Here is a 19,044-nt window from a genome sequence, read left to right as displayed (position 1 = left end):
ACATGTCAGATTTTAAAATCGTTGAGAGACTTCAGAAAATGGATGTGGATATTCAAAGAAATCAATTGAAATACCATGCAAAGCGTGTCCTCATCAGCAAAGAATTTACCTTCGATGCTGCTCATCATCTGCACCATTATGAGGGGAAATGTAAAAATCTGCACGGTCATACCTATCGAGTTATATTAGGGCTGAGTGGCTACACAGATGAACGTGGTTTGATAATTGATTTTGGCGATATAAAAGAAATATGGAAACGAAAAATAGAGATTCATTTAGATCACCGTTATTTAAATGAAACACTTCCGCCCATGAATACGACAGCAGAGAACATTGTTGTGTGGATATACGAAAAGTTGACTGAGGCCTTGCTTGATGAAGGATATAACGGTGCGCGTGTAGAGTTTATTAAACTTTATGAAACTCCGACAAGCTATGTAGAAGCGAGACGGGAGTGGATGGAAGTTGAGTAAAATACCTGTAATTGAAATCTTTGGACCAACAATTCAAGGTGAGGGAATGGTCGTTGGCCAGAAGACAATGTTTGTGAGAACCGCAGGCTGTGATTACTCCTGTTCTTGGTGTGATTCAGCGTTTACGTGGGATGGCAGTGGAAAGCATCTTATTGTCCAAATGACAGCGGAAGAGATTTGGGCTGAGCTCAAGCAGCTGGGAGGCAATGGTTTTTCATTTGTTACGATTTCAGGCGGCAATCCTGCACTCAATCCGAATTTAGCAGAGCTCATTGCCATATTAAAAGAAAATGGCATAAAAATCGGGGTAGAAACACAGGGGAGTAGGTGGCAAAAATGGATGTATGAGATTGATGAACTGACGATTTCACCAAAGCCACCTAGTTCTGGGATGACCACAGACTACTCGGTGCTCTCTTATATCTTCGAAAAACTTAAAGATCGAAACAACAATCACCATGTATCCCTCAAAATAGTCGTTTTTAATCAAGAGGATTACGATTATGCTAAACAAATTCACCATCGATATCCCATGATTCCTTTTTATCTTCAAGTTGGTAATGATGATCTCGCGACAACTGATAATTCACAATTAATGATGCATTTATTAGATAAATATCATGCGCTGATTGATAGAGTAATGAAGGATGAGGATTTAAGAGATGTTAAAGTACTGCCACAGTTACATGCCTTCGTTTGGGGAAATAAAAGAGGTGTATAGTGAGCCGCTGCAAAAATGTCTTTAAATTTACTTGAGGAGTAAAAGTATGAGAATTTTATTTTATTTATTATCTATTGTCATCGCTAATGTAGTAACGGCAGCATTTGCACCATTACATTTTGGCATGTTTATTGTCCCAATGGGAACGCTTTTAATTGGAGCAACCTTTATTTTTCGGGATCTAGTACAAAATAAATATGGTAGAAAAAAGACGTATTTATTTATTATTACAGCTTTAATTTTATCAGCTGTGGTGTCATTCCTACTGGGTGATACACTTTTGATTGTGGTAGCCTCAGCACTATCATTTGTTGTCGCTGAAACAGCTGATACAGAAATCTATACTCGATTAAAATTACCAATGGCTTGGCGTGTGTTCTACAGTGGCATTGTTGGAGGATTTCTAGATTCTGCAATTTTTGTCGTAATCGGCCTAAGTCCACTTGGTGCCAATATATTGCCATGGGAAGCGGTACCTGCCGCCATTATAGGACAAATTATTGTGAAGACGATTATTCAAATGGTTGGTGCAATCATTTTAAATAAAGTAGGACCAATGAAAGAAAAACATCTTATTTCAGGATAATTCTTTGAAATAGCCTTCCTTATTATGAAGATAAGTATCAAAAGTAAAAACAGGCCCATTCGCATTATGCGCATGGGTCTGTTTAATTTATATTTTTACTAAAGTACCTATTGTTTTATGCCATTTTCTTTTGATTATGGTCTAGATGATAACTAAAGAAAGTTAGCAGACTTGCACAAATGGCAACTATACCACCGACCCATGTGACATTCATCAAATTTCCTTGATGATACACAATTCCGCCTAATGCAGACCCAAAAGCGATGCCTACGTTACTTGCCACTGGCATAAGAGAAGCTGCGAGTCCTTTAGCTTCTGGTTTATAAATTTCGGCCAAATCTATTAAATAAAGCTGAGTAGATGTTGTTAAGAGGATGGCCATTAGTGACATTAATCCAATGTTTGCTAGTCCTAAAATAAAATGATTTGTCGTCCAAAATAAAGTTGTCAGTACAATTGCTTGGACGAGAAAAACAAACCGAAGTCGACCAATGGCATTGTGACTGGCGATTTTATTGGCAAGAATGTTGCTGAAAATCGAAAGAAACCCGTAACCGAATAAGATTAGACTTATAGAACTATTTGGTGCACCCATCCCCTTTAAAATAGGAACAAGGTACGTAAAGACTGCATAGGTTGCACCAAACCCGAGAGCAGGAATGAAAAAGGCAATTAAAATTCGTGGCTGGATTAGTAAAGAAAATTGATCGCGTATGGAGCTTCGTACTTGGCTGAGCCGAGTAGGTAAGACAAAAAAAGATGCCGCAAACGCCAACCCTCCGAGAAGAGTGGTTAACATGAATGTGGCATTCCAGCCGTACCATTCGGCGATAACAATTCCAATGGGAACGCCAACTACATTTGCCAGTGTAAAACCACCGAAAACGAATGATATAGCAAGACCGCGTTTGTTAGTCGGCATGGTTTCGCTCGCAACAATCATGGCTAGAGAGATCAATACGCCTGTCACAATCGCTGTCATAACCCGAAGGACAAGGAGCATAATATAGCTCGTTGAAATTACGCACAGAGCATTTAATGCAATGAAGAAACCTATCAAAAACAGCATCCATTTACGCTTTGGAAAATGGCTTGTTGCTGACATCACGAGTGGTGTGGCGATGGCAAATGTAAGAGCGAACGCAGAAACGAGTGTACCTGCTTTTGCATTAGTCATATGAAGGCTTGAAGAAATATCAGTTAAGATCCCGACAATAACAAATTCGCTTGTCCCAAGAACAAATGTTAATAATGCAAGTGTTAAGATAAGTAACCAATGTCGCTTGGATAACTGTGTATGATGCATAAATACCTCTTTCTTAGATGAATGTAACTGTGTTACTTAGTAGACACAATTTAAATATCATAGCATAAAATGTTTTTATGAGAAATTAGATTGGTTTTCCTTATATGCTGTCAGTATTTGTTTCCAAGGATTCCCTTCAGAAGGATAGTACCCGAATTTTCTATTGATATATTTCGTTAACGGCATTTCTTTTTAACATGGGATCTTCTAATACGGTAGAAGTTCTAATGGGTAATGGCCCAATAAATGATTACAAGTAAAAGGGAGATTGGCGATAGCCAGTCTCCTCTTTTATGTCGCAACTTATATTAATGGTTTACTCCGTTAGTTTGTCGGCAATATACGTAGCTAATAATTCACGGACTTCATCTGTAGAATTTGCGTTCAGTAATTGAACTCTCAATTGACTAGCTCCTTTGAAGCCACGTACATATATTTTAAAGAAACGTTGTAATGCTTTAAATGAACGTGTTTCGAATTCCTTGGAATAGTGGTCATGCAGATCCAGGTGTAGGTATAGCAAGTTAAGATATTCTTTGGCGCTATGCTCTATAGGATCCTTTTCAAAGGCAAATGGATTTGAAAACACGCCGCGTCCAATCATTACACCATCAATACCATATTGTTCAACTAGTTGTAGACCTGTTAAACGATCAGGAATATCACCGTTGATTGTCAGTAATGTTTGGGGAGCAATTTCATCACGTAGTTTTTTGATATCTGCAATTAATTCCCAATGTGCAGCAACCTTACTCATTTCTTCCCGTGTACGGAGATGAATAGAAAGATTGGCGATATCCTGTTTTAAAATATGGGTAAGCCACTCACGCCATTCTGCTACATCCGTAAAGCCAAGTCTTGTTTTGACACTAACTGGTAAGCCTCCTGCTTTGGCTGCTTGAATAATATCTGCGGCTAGTTCAGGATGGAGAATTAAGCCAGCGCCTTTACCTCTTTCTGCTACATTATCAACTGGGCAGCCCATATTAATATCAATTCCCTTAAAGCCTAATTCCTTCATACCAATACTCATTTGACGAAAATGTTCAGGGTTGTCCCCCCAAATATGTGCAACAATGGGCTGCTCATCTTCTGTGAAAGCTAAGCGGCTACGTACATTATCTAAGCCATCTGGATGACAATAGCTCGTCGTGTTGGTGAATTCAGTAAAAAATACATCGGGTCGCCCTGCCTCCTGAATGACATGACGAAATACAACATCTGTCACATCCTCCATAGGAGCTAAAATGAAAAACGGCCTTGGTAAATCAAGCCAGAAATTATTTTGATTCATTGATAAATACCCTCTCTTTCCAAAATACTATCTTGCAAAAAGATATCATATTTACTTTATTTCTACATAGTTAATTGGCTTAGCTTAAGGATGGAAATTTCCAACAAAATCCTGTCTTATCCATAATGATAGAATAGGTAATATAAAGTGAAAATTTAGGGGGAGAGTTGAAATGGGAAAATGTGAGTATAAAACAATCAGTATGAATGATATACCCGCAATGGCTAAGTTACTCATTAATAGACAGAGCTTCGAAGGGGAGGTATATCCATTTTTAAACAACAACTATCTTAATACTGAACATATAACGAATATGCTTGAAAATTTATTTGTTCATAATAATGTCAATGGGGTGGGGGCATTTATTAAAGATGACCTAGTAGGGTATATAATCGGAGTCGTTAAGATTGACACGGTAAGAGGCAGACATATATGGGTACCCTATGAGGGAATGGCAATCAGAAAGGATCAATCCTCTGAGCTTATAAGGAATCTCTATACAGAGGTTTCAGTGGCGTGGCTAGAGCAGGGGTGCTTTATGCATTACACGATAATCCCACTTGGAAATCAGGCTTATTATGATGCCTACCTACGATTAAGCTTTTCTATACAGCAAGTACATGGCGTAATGAACATAGGGGATTACAAACCATTTGAAAATGTATGTAATGCAGAGATTAGGGTTGCTAATAAAATGGATAGTGAAATGATGGGGAAAATGTCTAGGATCATTCAATCGTATCAAAATGCCGCACCTACATTTGAGCCCGTATTCCCTGAAGTTGTCATGAGCATAAAAGCCTCATATAAAAGTATAGTAGAGGATAATGATGATACATGTCTCGTTGCAATAAAGGATGGGCAGGAATTAGGATTTCAAAAATATTACCCTATAAATTCAGATTTGATGACACCTGAGCATGCAATAGAGCTAACGATTGCAGGTACTTACTCTTCTCAAATGGGAAGAGGTGTGGGAAAAGAGCTGATGAATGAAGGCTGTAGAAGGATGAAAGAGGCGGGCTATGAGAATATCATTACAGATTGGAGAATAACGAATCTTGCTGCATCGACTTTTTGGCCTAAGTGCGGTTTTAAGCCAGTAGCCTATAGAATGGTTAGATACATTAACAGTGATATAGCATGGGCAAACTTTAATAACCCGAGTATAGAGTTATTGTAAATTTAGTTAAGTATTTATCTGGCTAGGCACTTCAAATATAGTTTTAGATTGCTTACCTATACTTCGTAAATATTGACATTTATTTTTTAGACAACTAAGCTTAATGGAAAATAGTGCTGGGGGGCTGCCAGTGGAATTTATTAAATTAAATTGTCCAAATTGTAATGGGAAAATTGAATATAAAGAAGAGCAAACATTCAAATGTCCTTTTTGTGATACTGAAATCATGTTGAAAGAGAATAAAGTTTATTATGTAGATCAAACGATTAATAATTATTATGGAACAGCTTCTCCTAATACAATATCCCGTCCAAAAACAAATTTAAAGCTGCTCCTTCTGATACCCATTGTCATGATGTGTGTATTCCTTGGGTATTCCCTTTTAAGTAGTAATCAAACAGAGGATGGAAACCGTGAAGAGCTATCCGTTCGGATAATGCCTGAAAGTGAAGTTCTTCTGTTCTTTTTAAAAGATATTTTTGATAAAGGTGGGGCGATGCCAACAAAAGAAGAGATTGCAAGTATTCGATATTTGGCTGCCTACTATTCTGACAATCAATGGCATTTTGATTATAGCTTAGAAGATCCTTTTACAAATAAGGAAGCTAAAATTTCAACTTATATCATTATGGATAAGTTATTAAATACGCAAGAAATCGAACAAAAGGACTTTGAGGCCTTTACTGGATTAACGGTTTTAAAGCTCATGAATGATTATGAAATATCACAAAGTGAAAAAGTAAGCTTTCACCATCTTAAAAACTTAAAAAGTTATACAGGTAGCTTTAATGAATCATTTAGTAAAATCGCAGGATATTTTAGTGATAAGTCAAATGTTAAAGAGCTCTCTATCCAAATTAGAAGTAATGATGAACTTGCTTTATTATTAGAGTTCCCCAATCTTCAATCGCTTGAACTATCTTATGTGGCTGAAGAGGTGACAGATTTCCAGATTCTAAATAAATTATCGCTAAAATCACTGTCCTTAAAATCGATCAATGATTTAAAGTGGCTGTCTACATTCACTAATTTAGAGTCGTTAGCAATAGACATTAGTGAAGCTACAGATTTTAGCCCACTATACGCATTGACTCAATTACAAGAATTAAAACTTACCTCAGTAAGAAATTTAAAAACGCTTGATTTTATACAAAACATGCCTAAACTACAATCTTTAGATCTTGAAAACATGAATATAATCAATTTAGATAGACTTAGAAATATGTCATCTTTAACAAAGCTACGTTTAGCTTCTCCTGGTCAAGTGGAATTGTTGGATATGGTAAACAGTCTAACGTCATTGACGGAGTTATCGTTAACTGGTTATCATGGTGATATTTCATCGATTGTAGCGCCCCATTTGAAAAAAGCAGAGTTGAAGAGTTCATTTTTACCAAAGCTAGAGGCACCCGCTTTAAGAGATTTGACGGTTTCTATAAGTGGATCGGATTCGCAATTGAATGGTGCAGAACTACTGAAATACCCACAGCTAGAACAGCTTACAGTCATGGAGTATGGAACTCTTACAGGTATTCGTTCATTAAATGACCTACCTCATTTGCAAACAATCAATTTAAATGAGACCCTCTTTTATGAAACCAATGACTTATTCAATTTGCAGCATGTAAAAATGTTAAACTGTAATGAATGTAATTTTCAGGTGAATAGCAAGCCATTTACGAACAACGTGCTGGAGCATTTAACTTTAAATGATGTTTCCATTCAAATTGGTAATGGGGAATGGGTGCAAGAAGTTGATAAGATCATGCCTTACTTTGCTGGCTTTACAAATTTACGTTCATTCACTTTACAAGATAGTTCACTACAATCGTTAAATTTCTTGGGAAATTGGCAACAAATAGAGGTGCTCCATTTAGAAAATAATGCCATTTCGAATGTGGAACCCTTAGTGAATTTGCCTAACTTAAAAAAACTATATATTTTAGGGAATCAAGTACAAAATCAATCTGTTCTAGACAAGGCGGTTATGATTTATTGAGATCCTGTGAATTAATAAAACAACTAAACTCCAATGTATAGTCGGTCAGGGAATATTTGATTTTGTAGCATAAGACTTAATATTATAGAAATAAAAAGTAGAGACGATGACATGAATATCTTGTCATTGTCTCTCTTGGATTTGTCCTAAAGATTGGATAGTTTTATAATGAAATGCATAACAAGAGGAGATGAAAAGGATATGTTTGCACGTAACAAAGGTATGTATTTTATGCTATCACTGCTAGCCATTATGGTTGTTTTGACAGGCTGTGGTACAGCAAAGGATAGTGAGAAAACAGAGAGTAACACGACTAAGGAAACGCAAGAAGCAGTGGATTACGCGTCAAAAGTGAAGGAAAATCCAATTGTGACGATTACGATGAGCAATGATGAAAAAATAGTTATTGAATTGGAGCCTACTGTAGCACCGAATACAGTAGCCAACTTTATTGCTTTGGCGAAAGATGGATTTTACGATGGTCTTATTTTCCACCGTGTTATTCCTGATTTTATGATTCAGGGTGGAGATCCTAAGGGGAACGGTACTGGAGGGCCTGATTATTCAATTGATGGTGAGTTTTCTTCAAATGGATTTGAAAATAATATGAAGCATGAACGTGGTGTTATTTCGATGGCTCGTTCAGATGATCCAAACTCAGCAGGCTCACAATTTTTCATTATGGTAAAGGAAGCATCACATCTTGATGGGGAATATGCTGCTTTTGGCAAGGTAATCGAGGGAATGGAAACAGTTGATGCCATTGTTGGAGCAGAGCGAGATGCTACAAATAAACCACTAGAAGATCAGCAAATGAAAAAGGTAGAGGTGGATACAAAGGGCTTTGATTATCCAGCACCTAAGGTCAATAAATAGTTAATGTGTTAAACACATGAATATTGTTTTAAAAGAGTATGTAAGAAGGACAACCTTACATACTCTTTTTACTTGTCCATTTCCTTTGGTATTGAAATAAGCCATAAAAAATCATCTTCTATTAATATTTGAATATCTTGTCCCTGGTTAATTAGCTGCTCAGCTTTATACTGCTTGGCGCTTATACCGCGACGTTTATCACCAAGAACGACGAAATCCGTTTGCTGTGTAACAGCTCCCTGTAAATACCCTCCATAGGCTTTTACTTGTTTGGCGGCTTCGGATCGTGTCATGGTAGAAAGGGCGCCTGTAAATACAATTTGTTTGTTATAAAAGGGGTGGGTTCGATTTTCTGCTGGATCGGAAAAGAAAATGATTTCTGAGTTATCCTTATTGATCATATTCGTTACTCCTTTAAATTCACTTTTTGATGCAATTTAATCAATAAATAAATCCACAAAATTTTATATGTATGCTACATTAAAATTAAAAATTTAAAGAGGTACATAGACATGAATTCACAATTGACTGCTTTCATTACTCTTAGCTGTACATCAGGTGTACTAAATTTGTATTTATGTTTATACGTATTTCTAAAACGCTACAATTATACAAAAATTGCTCAATTGTTTATTAGTTATACCGGACTAATTGCTGTATATTGTTTTGCCGCTGCTTTTGGTTTAATTGCTACAACATTGAGCGCTATCAAGGTTTGGACAGCCATCCTTTATGTAGGTATGGCTTTTTCAACGCCTCTCGGATTATTGTTTATCATGCAATACTTGGGCTTTCATCTCACAAGGAAAAAGATAATGGCTCTTCTTGCCATTCCTTTTATTAGCTTAATCATGGTTGCTACAAATGATATACACCATTTTCATTATAGAGTATTTGAAATAGATCCTGTATTAGGGGCACCCTATGTGCATCAGGAAATTGGCATATGGTATATCATTCATGGCATATTTACGTTTGGCTGTATGTTCGTATCTTTTTTATTAGTATTAATCCATTGGAAAGAGACTACTAAGACCTATCGGCAACAATTAATTGCCTTAATGTGTGGTCAACTTATTCCAATGATAACGGCATTCATCTATTTATTGGGCTTAACACCTCAAGGGGTTGATCCTGTTCCCATGGTATTATGGGCTTCGTCATTTTTGTATTTATGGTCTATTAATTCCTCACGGTTATTTAGGGTGATGCCTGTTGCCAAGGATGCAATATTTCATAGTATCAATGATGGGGTTATTGTGTTAGATGAATCTGCACGATTAATAGAATTTAACCAAGCCTGCAGCAAGGTGCTTCCTCAGCTAACCAGATCCATGATTGGTAGGGATATTAGGAAAGCATGGCTTGAAGTAACTGGGCAAACGATGCCATTTACATTAGAGGCAGCGATGAATACACAAGACATCGAGATTGTGCTTTCGCATCATACTTATCAAGTGCGCGTTACAGAGCTGCAACATGTTAATCATGGTAAGGGGCTATTACTTATTTTTACTGATATAACAGAGCTAAAGGAGCTACAAAGACAGTTAGAGCAACTGGCCTTTTATGATGAGCTTACACAAATTTATAATCGTCGAGCTTTTTTTCAACAATGTAATCAGGCTTACAGTGAGGCAAGAGAATCATCATCAGCTTTTACTGTCATTTTAATGGACATCGATCATTTTAAAACCGTCAATGATACGTATGGGCATGCTATCGGCGATCAATTACTAGTTCATGTCGTCAAGGTTTGTCAGAGTGTATTGAAAAAAGGAGAACTGATTGCCCGATATGGCGGTGAGGAATTTGTTCTCGCACTCAAGGGCTCTACATTATTAGAGGGGCAAGCCTTAGCTGATTTGCTTTGTAATAGCGTAGAATCCCAGCCACTTATGACGGCTGAGGGAGCAATTCGAGCTACCATTAGCTGTGGTGTAGCTGAAGGTACACAAGAGACACTGTATCAGCTTTTAAATAATGCGGATAAAGCACTGTATGCGGCAAAACAAGCAGGACGTAATCGAGTACATGCTTATCAAGAATAAAAAAGCTAAAATATACAATCATTGAGGGAATGATGTATATTTTAGCTTTTTACTTACCAATTTGTATGGAAAACACCTTCTGCATCAACTCGTTCATACGTATGTGCACCGAAATAATCGCGTTGTGCCTGTAACATATTTGCATTAGATGAACCTGTTCGATAACTATCGTAATATGTGAGAGAAGCACTTAAGCATGGGAATGCATTTCCTGCTTGGATGCCTTCACAAACTATTTTTCTTAAGCCATTTTGATAGTCCTTCGTCTTTTCTGCAAAGTATGGATCAATTAATAAATTATCTAGTGAAGGTTGCTTTTGATAGGCTTCACTAATAACATTTAAAAATTCCGCTCGAATAATACAACCACTACGGAAAATTAATGCAATATCTTTTAATGGTAAATGCCATTTATAAAGCTCAGATGTCATTTTATATTGTGTAAATCCTTGCGCATAAGCACAGATTTTCCCCATATATAGGGCTTGGCGAACGTATTCAATCCAGACATCCTTCTCTAGATTTTGCTGATTGTAATTTGGTCCAGTCAGTATTGCCTCTGCTCTAATTCGTTCTTCTTTTAATGATGAAATATAACGAGCGAATAAAGCCTCCGTAATAATTGATGTAGGAATACCATTATCTATCGATTGTAGGCTTGTCCATTTCCCAGTCCCTTTTTGACCAGCTTTATCTAGAATCATATCAATTAGTGGTAATCCTGTTACCTCATCTTTTTTCCTTAAAATTTCAGCTGTTATTTCAATTAAATAGCTTTTCAATTCACCTTGATTCCATGTTTCAAAAATAGTAGCAATTTCATCAACGGATAATCCTATATTTTTTCTTAAAAACGTATAGGCTTCCGCAATGAGTTGCATATCCGCATACTCAATTCCATTGTGGACCATTTTGACGAAGTGACCTGCACCCTTAGGACCTATATACGTACAGCATGGTGTATCCTTCACTTGTGCTGCAATCTTTGTCAGTATAGGTGCAACTTTGTCATAGACCTCTTGATCGCCACCAGGCATGATAGATGGCCCTGTCAATGCTCCTACTTCACCACCGGAAATCCCAATCCCTAAATATCCAATTCCTGAAGCTTTAAGTTCATCATATCTACGTTCTGTATCTTTATAGTGAGAATTACCGCCATCCATAATGACATCGCCCTTTTCAAGGAAGGGCACTACTGATTGAATAACTGAATCTATGGCATTACCAGCTGTCACCATCAAAAAGATCTTTCTTGGTTTTTCTAAAGCTTGTACAAACTCTTCTATTTCATAGTAGGGAGTAAGCGCTTGTCCTTCGACTTTTTGTAGAAGTTTGTCGGTTAAATCTCGTGTGTAATTATAAACAGCTACATGCTCGCCCTTATTAGCCATGTTTAAAGCGATATTACTTCCCATAACGCCTAATCCGATAACGCCAATTGTATTTAACATTGTGCTAGCTCCTTTTTAACTTTTTTAAACAAATAAACTTAGTAATAAAATAAATCCTAAACCAGCTACAGATACAATTGTTTCTAGCAAGGTCCATGTAGCAAATGTTTCCTTCATGCTTAACCCAAAATACTCCTTAAACATCCAGAAACCAGCATCATTGACATGTGAAGCAATTAAGCTTCCTGCACCTGTTGCCAGTACGACTAAAGCAAGATTCACATCACTCTGACCTAACATTGGGATGACTAGCCCAGCTGTTGTTAAAGCAGCAACTGTAGCTGACCCTAATGAAATACGTAAGATAGCGGCAATAATCCATGCTAGTAAAATTGGCGATAAGGTAGTTCCATGGAAGAGTTCAGCTACATAATCACCGACACCACCATCGATTAAAACTTGTTTGAAGGCGCCACCGCCCCCAATAATTAAGAGCATCATACCGATATGTGAGATTGCTGTCGTACATGATTCCATTACTTGCTTAATAGGGATTTTCCTTGCGATACCCATTGTATAGACGGCAACTATTAGGGAAATTAACATGGATGTACCAGCTTCACCGATGAAGCGGATACCTGCTAAGAAGCCATTATCATCAAAGCCAATTGTTTTTTGCAACAGTGTAATAATAGTAGCAATGGACATTAAAATAACGGGTAATAGTGCAGTGAAAACACTTATTCCAAAACTCGGTGTGTCCTCTAGTTCAAATGTTTTTTGTTCACCTAGAGAGGCAATGTTTCCAGTTTTGTTGAATGATTCAGGCACTAATTTTTTCGCTACTTTTGTAAATAAAGGCCCTGCTAAAATAACAGTTGGAATGGCGATGATAAAGCCATAAAGCAGCACCTCACCAATATTTGCCCCAAATTCACCAGCGATAACGGTTGGTCCTGGGTGTGGTGGCAAAAATCCATGTGTGACAGATAATGCTGCGGTCATTGGAATTCCTAAATATAAAATAGAAACCTTTAATTGTCTTGAAATAGCGAAGACAATTGGAATTAATAGCACAAGACCTACTTCAAAGAAAAGGGCGATACCGATAATAAAGGATGCTGCTACAACTGCCCATTGAATGTTCTTTTCTCCAAATTTATTCACAAGGGTCATGGCAATACGCTGTGCACCCCCAGAATCGGCAATTAATTTTCCTAGCATCGCACCAAGACCAAATATTAATGCCAAGTGGCCTAATGTTCCGCCTAACCCTGCTTCAATCGTTTTTACGATGACATCTAAAGGCATCCCAAGAGCTAATGCCACACCGAATGAAACAATAATTAATGAAATAAACGTATTTAATTTAAAGCCCATTATTAAAATTAACAGCGCAATAATACCAATACCTACAATAACTAATGGCATGTATTCTCCTCCTCTTTAGTCGGGCTTAATTAAGCTCCTTTGATACTGAGCAATTGACGCATAGTCGTCTGCTAATACTCTAGATAAACGAATGAAAATTGGGAGCAGCTGTCTATATTCTTTGGCCGCCTCTTCAATTGGCGTATGTTTATAAGTGTCACCAACCATGTCAGCGACCACGTCAAAGGAATCGATTTTTCCCATAGCATATAAGCCTAAAATACAAGCGCCAAGACAGGAGCTTTCATAGCTTTCAGGAACTACCACTTCGGATTCAAAAATATCCGCCATCATTTGTCTCCAAATCTCAGAGCGTGAAAAACCACCTGTTGCTTGAATACGAGTGACGGGGCTTTCCATGCATTCCAATAATGCTAAATAGACCGTATATAAATTGTAGATAACCCCTTCCAGTGCCGCTCGTATCATATGTTCTTTTTTATGAGACATGGTTAAACCAAAAAATGAACCGCGCACATCTGGATTCCATAAAGGTGCACGTTCACCTGATAAATAAGGATGGAATAGCAGTCCATCAGCACCCGGTCTTACACGTTCCGCAATTTTGGTCAATACTTCATATGGATCAATCCCTAGTCTCTTGGCTGTTTCAATTTCGGATGAAGCAAATTCATCTCGAATCCAGCGAAGCACCATACCGCCATTGTTTACGGGTCCACCAATAACCCAATGATTCTCTGTTAAGGCATAGCAGAAAATTCTACCTTTCACATCAGTTTTAGGCTTATCAATAATAGTGCGAATAGCTCCGCTTGTCCCAATAGTGACAGCAATTTCACCTTCACGAATGGCGTTCACACCTAGATTAGAGAGCACGCCATCACTTGCACCAATGACAAAAGGTGTGTGTGGGTCAATACCAATTTGTTTAGCTAAAAGGTCATTACAATTCAAAAATAGTTGAGTTGTTGGTACGAGTGTTGATAATTGTGCTTTTGTAATACCTGCAACAGCTAAAGCTTCTTCGTCCCAATCTAATGTGTGGAGATTCATCATACCCATACACGAAGCTAATGAATAATCGACGACATATTGATCAAAAAACTTTTTAAAAATGTATTCTTTAATACCGATATATTTCTTTGTTTTGCGGGCGATTTCAGGATGTTCATGCACAAGCCAAGTAATTTTGCTTAGTGGTGACATTGGATGAATAGGTGTACCTGTTCTTTTATAAATTTCATGACCATTCCAGTCATCTTTAATTTTATGTGCCCATGCTTCACTACGATTATCAGCCCATGTAATAACGGGTGTTAACGGTAGATCATTTTCGTCTATGGCGATTACACTATGCATAGCACTACTAAAGGACACAAATAATAATGATTTATCTGAATGGACTTTCATAATGTTAGAAATGGCTTGCAGTACAGCTTGAAAGATTTCTTCTGGATTTTGTTCTGCTGTCGAAATATCCGGTGTATATAATGGATACCCGATATTTTCTTGTTGAATAACCTTCCCATGTTCACTAAATAACACTGCTTTTGTGCTAGTAGTCCCTATATCAACACCTAACATATAGTTAGTCATTTTGTGGCTCAACCCCTTTAGATAGCATTTGCTGTGACCGCCATAAATCTTCTACTTTGCCTTGAACATCATCAAAATTTTCATGAAGGGATTTAATCATGAGCTCTCGGTCTTTTGCTCTAATAGCATCAATATATAGTTCGTGATTTTTCACAATGCGAGTAAAATCCTCATATTTTTCTTTGAAGCGCATACGCATAGATAGCAAAATCAAGCCTTCCATTACTGGCTTTAAATTATTCCAAATCATGGTGATATAGGAATGCCCAATAGAGCGAATAATAGTCTCGTGGAACATAACATCCTGATAGGAAAATTCATCCGCATCATTGTATTTAAAGGCAACTTTCATCATTTCTAACGTTTTGCTAAGCTCCAGTGCTAAGTTCGTTGTATCCATTTTAATCAGACGTTCAAATACGAATGTTTCAATTAGCAAACGAACATCATAAATTTCCTCTATTTCTTTTTCCGATAAACCGATGACAACAGCACCCATTTTTTCTAATCGAATGATATTTTCAGAAGCTAAAGTTCTTAAGGCTTCACGAATGGGTGAACGACTTACTTCAAAATCAGCAGCTAGTTTATTTTCTGAAAGAATGGTACCGCTTTCAATTAAACCTGAAATAATACGCATTCTAAGTTCATATGCTACGCGATCGCCTGTTGAAGCCTTAGAAAGCCACTTTTGTGGATATAAATAATCATTATATTCGCTCATACTATCACCTTTTTTATTTAAGTATACTTGTATACAAGTATTATAGTCAGAAAGAAAATAAGATTGCAAGCGACTTACTAACAATCAAAAATTGAAAAAGCCTCAACTTTATACTTAGCTAAATAAAATAATTAATGCACATTCTTTTTTCCTCCTTGGACAAACTTTAGAATGAAAAGTTTATAAAACATATACAAGGTTTTAAAGCTTTTCAAATAATCGATGAAGGATGGTTATGTCAAATATGAATACAAATCGTAACAAATCAAATGATACGAAAAGTGCAAATAAAACAAATCAACAGCGTCAGACACTTCATCGTGAGGAGTTTGGTACTGAATTTGAGCTTGATTCATCTTCAGCACAAATCAATAACTTTGCTGAAACACAAGGAAAAACAGATATCAAGCAACCAGTCAGTGAGAGGACTGCATGGCACTAATTTATATTTGACAACTATTCATTACATTGAGAGGAGGACTAAGGCAGGAGCCTTAGTTCTTTGATTATAGCCTGGGAAATATTGTGTTTAGCAACTTCACGTTATTTTCTTCCATACATATTTTCAAAGCATTTCTTAATACTACATCTAGAACAATGAAAACTTTTTTATGAAGGGAGATATATACATTGGCTAAGCACTCCGATACAAGTTGGAAGCAGGACCATCCTAGCACATTGTTTAGTAACTCTGTGCAAAAGGCGGATCGACTATTAAAGCATGCAAAGTCACATCCAGAGGAAATAGCAATAGAACATGCATTTAATCAGATTAAGCATGCTGAAAATGCACGTTTCAATGCAGAACAATATGGTGAACATTTGGATACTGTTCAGCAAAATAAAGAAAATCTAGAGCAAATTAAACAACAATTACATGAAATGAAAAATGATATGAATAAATAATAACAGTCAACAACGGCTTAAATTCACGTAGTGAGGCTTAAGCCGTTGTTTTGATTAAATTAACACCAAACAATGATTTCATAGGGAGTGGTTTGAGAAGGAATACTCCTAGTGGTAGGGCCATAAACAACAATGAGGTTTCGATTGGCAGGACTATTGGAAAAAGGCGGCCCATTTTTAAGTGAGATAATCGTAGTAGGAGAAAGGTTTAATTGTAATTGTCCATCACTACTCAGTAATTGTTGATTAAAGAAATCTACCTTTACATTTTGATAATTGCTTTCTTTGACAATAATTAAAGCACGATATTGTGGCGGGTAAATCATTGGAACAGGCGCATCTCCATCATAATATCCTGTTACCCATTCACCAGTTGTTACAATTTCACGATTAACAAAATAGGTGGAGGGAGAAATAATAAAATTGACGACCCCTCCAGCACCATCTTCTAAGGTCATCATTTTATAACAACCGTTCTTATCTCCGTTTTGCCCAACAGGAAAATCACTGATCTGAGTAATGACACCTCGAAAAGATTTAAAATTGACCATAGCCATTCCCTTCTTACATATTTCTCGTTTTTAGCGTATCATTTTAATTTATGTAGCATTGTAAAATAAGGTGACAGACAATTAATAGGATGCTATTTGATAGCAATCAACTTATACTTAACATGCTTACTATTATGTCAGAGGAGTGGCAGCTATTGAATTGGATTGCTAAAAATAAGAAAATCTTTCTATTGTTAATTTTCGTTGTTATTGTCGTCGCTGGTATACTGGATATTAAATATGAGGGATTATTCTTTCAGCTATTACCTACATCAATACAAACATTTTTATCTAATTTATTTTGAAATGTGGAGAACCGTACCTAAAGAGTGCGGTTTTTTCATTAGCAGAATTTTTGCCATAACATGCAACCAATTGTTTGGATTATCTACTTTATAAGTAAGAGTACATAAAAGGAGAAAATGCAAATGGACGATGAAAAAATAGTTGCTTTATATATACAACGCTCACAGCAGGCTATTTTGGAAACCAGAAAAAAATATGGAGCATACTGTAGAGTAATAGCAAGAAGAATCTTGGCAAATTTGAGGGATGTTGAAGAATGTGAAAATGATGCCTACCTAGCTGCATGGAACACAATCCCTCCACAAATACCAAGAAAACTATCTATTTTTTTAGGGAGAATCATACGAAATATTGCACTTGATAAGCATAGCTATAATACAGCCAAAAAGAGAAATAATGAGTTTGAGTTCATTCTCACAGAGCTGGAAGAATGTCTAGCTTCTTCTCATACGGTAGAAACAATCTTTGAAGCGGGTGAACTTGCTCAATGCATTAGCCAATTTTTATATACCTTAGATGAACAAACTAGAAATATATTTATTCAGCGATATTGGTACTCCTCTTCAATAAAAGATATTTCCTTACACTTTCAAATGAGTAGTAGTAAAGTAAAGTCGAACTTATTTAGAACACGTAATAAACTAAGATTTTATTTGAAAAGCGAGGGGTTATATATATGAAAAAAGAGGAGTTGTATCGTGAAATTGGTTTAATAGAGGAGGAGTTAATTGAAGCAGCCAACTATGGAGAAAAGAAAAAAAGTTTTTCTAAAAAATGGCTCGCTGTGGTAATAGGTATGATGATCGTAAGCTCAATTTCTACTGCCACAATAGCAGCAGCTTACTATAAACATCAAAATAATGAGCTTTATATTCGTTATTTATCAACAGAGGATATGGAATTAATGCCAGCTCCACAATATGATGCAGATAAATTTCTAAAAGCTCTAGATAGTGACAAAGAGGAGTATATCTATATTGCCATAAATAGACTAGTAGAGAGCTATAATGATGAAAAGTTGAGAAATAAGGCGTTAAAGGCTATTCAGCCATTTATACAAAGTGATAACGAAAAAATTGCAAATGCGGCTATTTTTGCAGTAGATATTTTATCAGGGAGCTTTGAAAGTCAGGATGTATATAAATTAGCAGATGGGAGCGTCTTCTTTACTTTATTCAATAATTATTCTGATTACGGCAGTCAAAATGTTCTTTGGCGGATAAAAGACGATGTGCTAGAGGCATATTCTAGCTTCTCCAGTCCATCAATGTATATAAAAGAAATTATCCCTTCACCTGATTATAAATTAATTGCTATTGTTACGAATTCTAATAAAAGTGAATTTGTTGAAGTCATCAATGTGGAAGAGCGAATGGTAAGCCCAGAGTTAGTAGAATCTTCAAGGGTTAAATATGGTGCTGAGCAAGGGATGGATACTTGGATTCGAACAGATCATGAAAACTATAGCTATGTGGATCATCTTAGATGGAAGGGTGATGCTACAATAGAATTTGAAGCTAGTCTCTCCTATGATGATACGGCGATTATCAAAAATGTAGTAGTAACTTATGAAGTTAGCCAAAAGAAATTAACTGTTAAAGAAATTAAATAAGAAGTAGATAAAAAACAGAAAATGTATTAAAGGTTTTCTGTTTTTTCAATAGTATTGTAGAAATAAATCAATTA

General features: G+C 36.5%; 20 protein-coding genes. 12 read left to right on the top strand and 8 right to left on the bottom strand.

Annotated elements, in window-relative coordinates:
* The first annotated feature begins 2 nt into the window (after positions 1 to 2).
* From queD to MKZ14_RS22575, 3 genes are read left to right on the top strand one after another with little or no spacing between them, the layout of a single operon-like run.
* A complete protein-coding gene (gene queD, locus MKZ14_RS22585; protein WP_339280517.1) occupies positions 3 to 473 on the top strand; it encodes a 6-carboxytetrahydropterin synthase QueD in 471 nt (156 codons plus the stop codon).
* Positions 466 to 1,194: a 7-carboxy-7-deazaguanine synthase QueE gene (gene queE, locus MKZ14_RS22580; protein WP_036077901.1), complete on the top strand. Its 729-nt coding sequence runs from the start codon at positions 466 to 468 to the stop codon at positions 1,192 to 1,194. Before queD ends, queE begins: the two co-directional genes overlap by 8 nt.
* 46 nt (positions 1,195 to 1,240) lie before the next feature.
* Positions 1,241 to 1,780, top strand: coding sequence for a VUT family protein (locus MKZ14_RS22575; RefSeq protein WP_016992281.1), 540 nt, complete (start codon positions 1,241 to 1,243; stop codon positions 1,778 to 1,780).
* A 115-nt stretch (positions 1,781 to 1,895) separates the two neighbouring features.
* Here the strand turns inward: MKZ14_RS22575 and MKZ14_RS22570 are convergent, their stop codons facing one another.
* Both MKZ14_RS22570 and MKZ14_RS22565 read right to left on the bottom strand, forming a co-directional pair.
* On the bottom strand, positions 1,896 to 3,086 hold the full coding sequence (locus MKZ14_RS22570; RefSeq protein ID WP_258860020.1) for an MFS transporter: 1,191 nt from the start codon (positions 3,084 to 3,086) through the stop codon (positions 1,896 to 1,898).
* A gap of 316 nt (positions 3,087 to 3,402) precedes the next feature.
* Positions 3,403 to 4,380: a tRNA-dihydrouridine synthase gene (locus MKZ14_RS22565; protein ID WP_339280516.1), complete on the bottom strand. Its 978-nt coding sequence runs from the start codon at positions 4,378 to 4,380 to the stop codon at positions 3,403 to 3,405.
* Positions 4,381 to 4,552: 172 nt separating this feature from the next.
* Between MKZ14_RS22565 and MKZ14_RS22560 the strand changes: the two genes are divergently transcribed.
* The 3 genes from MKZ14_RS22560 (at position 4,553) to MKZ14_RS22550 (ending at position 8,438) form a co-directional block, all read left to right on the top strand.
* Positions 4,553 to 5,563: a GNAT family N-acetyltransferase gene (locus tag MKZ14_RS22560; RefSeq protein WP_016992278.1), complete on the top strand. Its 1,011-nt coding sequence runs from the start codon at positions 4,553 to 4,555 to the stop codon at positions 5,561 to 5,563.
* A gap of 130 nt (positions 5,564 to 5,693) precedes the next feature.
* Positions 5,694 to 7,562, top strand: a complete 1,869-nt coding sequence (locus MKZ14_RS22555; RefSeq protein ID WP_339280515.1) for a leucine-rich repeat domain-containing protein — start codon at positions 5,694 to 5,696, stop codon at positions 7,560 to 7,562.
* A 201-nt stretch (positions 7,563 to 7,763) separates the two neighbouring features.
* Positions 7,764 to 8,438 carry a peptidylprolyl isomerase gene (locus MKZ14_RS22550; RefSeq protein WP_016992275.1) on the top strand — a complete coding sequence of 225 codons (675 nt, stop codon included), beginning with the start codon at positions 7,764 to 7,766 and terminating at the stop codon, positions 8,436 to 8,438.
* 68 nt (positions 8,439 to 8,506) lie between these two features.
* Here the strand turns inward: MKZ14_RS22550 and MKZ14_RS22545 are convergent, their stop codons facing one another.
* Positions 8,507 to 8,839, bottom strand: a complete 333-nt coding sequence (locus MKZ14_RS22545; RefSeq protein WP_036077896.1) for a BRCT domain-containing protein — start codon at positions 8,837 to 8,839, stop codon at positions 8,507 to 8,509.
* Positions 8,840 to 8,950: 111 nt separating this feature from the next.
* Between MKZ14_RS22545 and MKZ14_RS22540 the strand changes: the two genes are divergently transcribed.
* Entirely contained in the window at positions 8,951 to 10,489 is a 1,539-nt protein-coding gene (locus MKZ14_RS22540) for a histidine kinase N-terminal 7TM domain-containing protein (RefSeq protein ID WP_339280514.1), read from the top strand.
* Positions 10,490 to 10,542: 53 nt separating this feature from the next.
* On the opposite strand, the gene gnd is transcribed toward MKZ14_RS22540, so the two are convergent.
* From gnd to MKZ14_RS22520, 4 genes are read right to left on the bottom strand one after another with little or no spacing between them, the layout of a single operon-like run.
* The gene (gene gnd, locus MKZ14_RS22535; protein ID WP_339280513.1) at positions 10,543 to 11,943 is read right to left on the bottom strand and encodes a decarboxylating NADP(+)-dependent phosphogluconate dehydrogenase; all 1,401 of its coding nucleotides are present in this window, start codon (positions 11,941 to 11,943) and stop codon (positions 10,543 to 10,545) included.
* Between the two features lie 24 nt (positions 11,944 to 11,967).
* Positions 11,968 to 13,314, bottom strand: coding sequence for a GntP family permease (locus tag MKZ14_RS22530; protein ID WP_339280512.1), 1,347 nt, complete (start codon positions 13,312 to 13,314; stop codon positions 11,968 to 11,970).
* Positions 13,315 to 13,329: 15 nt separating this feature from the next.
* Entirely contained in the window at positions 13,330 to 14,871 is a 1,542-nt protein-coding gene (gene gntK / locus MKZ14_RS22525; protein WP_258860012.1) for a gluconokinase, read from the bottom strand.
* Entirely contained in the window at positions 14,864 to 15,595 is a 732-nt protein-coding gene (locus MKZ14_RS22520) for a GntR family transcriptional regulator (protein WP_339280511.1), read from the bottom strand. Before MKZ14_RS22520 ends, gntK begins: the two co-directional genes overlap by 8 nt.
* Positions 15,596 to 15,830: 235 nt before the next feature.
* Here MKZ14_RS22520 and MKZ14_RS22515 point away from each other — a divergent pair, with 235 nt between their 5' ends.
* Positions 15,831 to 16,037, top strand: a complete 207-nt coding sequence (locus MKZ14_RS22515) for a hypothetical protein (RefSeq protein WP_016992269.1) — start codon at positions 15,831 to 15,833, stop codon at positions 16,035 to 16,037.
* A 188-nt stretch (positions 16,038 to 16,225) separates the two neighbouring features.
* Positions 16,226 to 16,501: a hypothetical protein gene (locus MKZ14_RS22510; protein WP_016992268.1), complete on the top strand. Its 276-nt coding sequence runs from the start codon at positions 16,226 to 16,228 to the stop codon at positions 16,499 to 16,501.
* Between the two features lie 59 nt (positions 16,502 to 16,560).
* Here MKZ14_RS22510 and MKZ14_RS22505 read toward each other — a convergent pair whose 3' ends face one another.
* A complete protein-coding gene (locus MKZ14_RS22505; RefSeq protein WP_339280510.1) occupies positions 16,561 to 17,052 on the bottom strand; it encodes a hypothetical protein in 492 nt (163 codons plus the stop codon).
* 155 nt (positions 17,053 to 17,207) lie between these two features.
* Between MKZ14_RS22505 and MKZ14_RS22500 the strand changes: the two genes are divergently transcribed.
* The 3 genes from MKZ14_RS22500 to MKZ14_RS22490 all read left to right on the top strand — a co-directional run bounded on the left by MKZ14_RS22500 (position 17,208) and on the right by MKZ14_RS22490 (position 18,970).
* Positions 17,208 to 17,357 carry a hypothetical protein gene (locus MKZ14_RS22500; protein ID WP_339280509.1) on the top strand — a complete coding sequence of 50 codons (150 nt, stop codon included), beginning with the start codon at positions 17,208 to 17,210 and terminating at the stop codon, positions 17,355 to 17,357.
* 123 nt (positions 17,358 to 17,480) lie between these two features.
* Positions 17,481 to 18,038: a sigma-70 family RNA polymerase sigma factor gene (locus tag MKZ14_RS22495; protein ID WP_339280508.1), complete on the top strand. Its 558-nt coding sequence runs from the start codon at positions 17,481 to 17,483 to the stop codon at positions 18,036 to 18,038.
* Positions 18,035 to 18,970, top strand: a complete 936-nt coding sequence (locus MKZ14_RS22490) for a hypothetical protein (protein WP_339280507.1) — start codon at positions 18,035 to 18,037, stop codon at positions 18,968 to 18,970. The genes MKZ14_RS22495 and MKZ14_RS22490 overlap by 4 nt, the downstream gene beginning before the upstream one ends.
* Positions 18,971 to 19,044: the final 74 nt, after the last annotated feature.

It is taken from the genome of Lysinibacillus sp. FSL P2-0066 (assembly GCF_037969495.1).
Taxonomy (GTDB): domain Bacteria; phylum Bacillota; class Bacilli; order Bacillales_A; family Planococcaceae; genus Lysinibacillus; species Lysinibacillus boronitolerans.
This window is presented reverse-complemented; position numbering and strand designations above follow the sequence as displayed.

What these genes read in the sequence shown, in the direction of transcription:
- queD (WP_339280517.1), top strand. Translation starts at nt 3, where the DNA reads ATGTCAGATTTTAAAATCGTTGAGAGACTTCAGAAAATGGATGTGGAT.
- MKZ14_RS22575 (WP_016992281.1), top strand. Translation starts at nt 1,241, where the DNA reads ATGAGAATTTTATTTTATTTATTATCTATTGTCATCGCTAATGTAGTA.
- MKZ14_RS22570 (WP_258860020.1), bottom strand. Translation starts at nt 3,086, where the DNA reads ATGCATCATACACAGTTATCCAAGCGACATTGGTTACTTATCTTAACA.
- MKZ14_RS22565 (WP_339280516.1), bottom strand. Translation starts at nt 4,380, where the DNA reads ATGAATCAAAATAATTTCTGGCTTGATTTACCAAGGCCGTTTTTCATT.
- MKZ14_RS22560 (WP_016992278.1), top strand. Translation starts at nt 4,553, where the DNA reads ATGGGAAAATGTGAGTATAAAACAATCAGTATGAATGATATACCCGCA.
- MKZ14_RS22550 (WP_016992275.1), top strand. Translation starts at nt 7,764, where the DNA reads ATGTTTGCACGTAACAAAGGTATGTATTTTATGCTATCACTGCTAGCC.
- MKZ14_RS22545 (WP_036077896.1), bottom strand. Translation starts at nt 8,839, where the DNA reads ATGATCAATAAGGATAACTCAGAAATCATTTTCTTTTCCGATCCAGCA.
- MKZ14_RS22540 (WP_339280514.1), top strand. Translation starts at nt 8,951, where the DNA reads ATGAATTCACAATTGACTGCTTTCATTACTCTTAGCTGTACATCAGGT.
- gnd (WP_339280513.1), bottom strand. Translation starts at nt 11,943, where the DNA reads ATGTTAAATACAATTGGCGTTATCGGATTAGGCGTTATGGGAAGTAAT.
- MKZ14_RS22530 (WP_339280512.1), bottom strand. Translation starts at nt 13,314, where the DNA reads ATGCCATTAGTTATTGTAGGTATTGGTATTATTGCGCTGTTAATTTTA.
- gntK (WP_258860012.1), bottom strand. Translation starts at nt 14,871, where the DNA reads ATGACTAACTATATGTTAGGTGTTGATATAGGGACTACTAGCACAAAA.
- MKZ14_RS22520 (WP_339280511.1), bottom strand. Translation starts at nt 15,595, where the DNA reads ATGAGCGAATATAATGATTATTTATATCCACAAAAGTGGCTTTCTAAG.
- MKZ14_RS22515 (WP_016992269.1), top strand. Translation starts at nt 15,831, where the DNA reads ATGTCAAATATGAATACAAATCGTAACAAATCAAATGATACGAAAAGT.
- MKZ14_RS22505 (WP_339280510.1), bottom strand. Translation starts at nt 17,052, where the DNA reads ATGGTCAATTTTAAATCTTTTCGAGGTGTCATTACTCAGATCAGTGAT.
- MKZ14_RS22495 (WP_339280508.1), top strand. Translation starts at nt 17,481, where the DNA reads ATGGACGATGAAAAAATAGTTGCTTTATATATACAACGCTCACAGCAG.
- MKZ14_RS22490 (WP_339280507.1), top strand. Translation starts at nt 18,035, where the DNA reads ATGAAAAAAGAGGAGTTGTATCGTGAAATTGGTTTAATAGAGGAGGAG.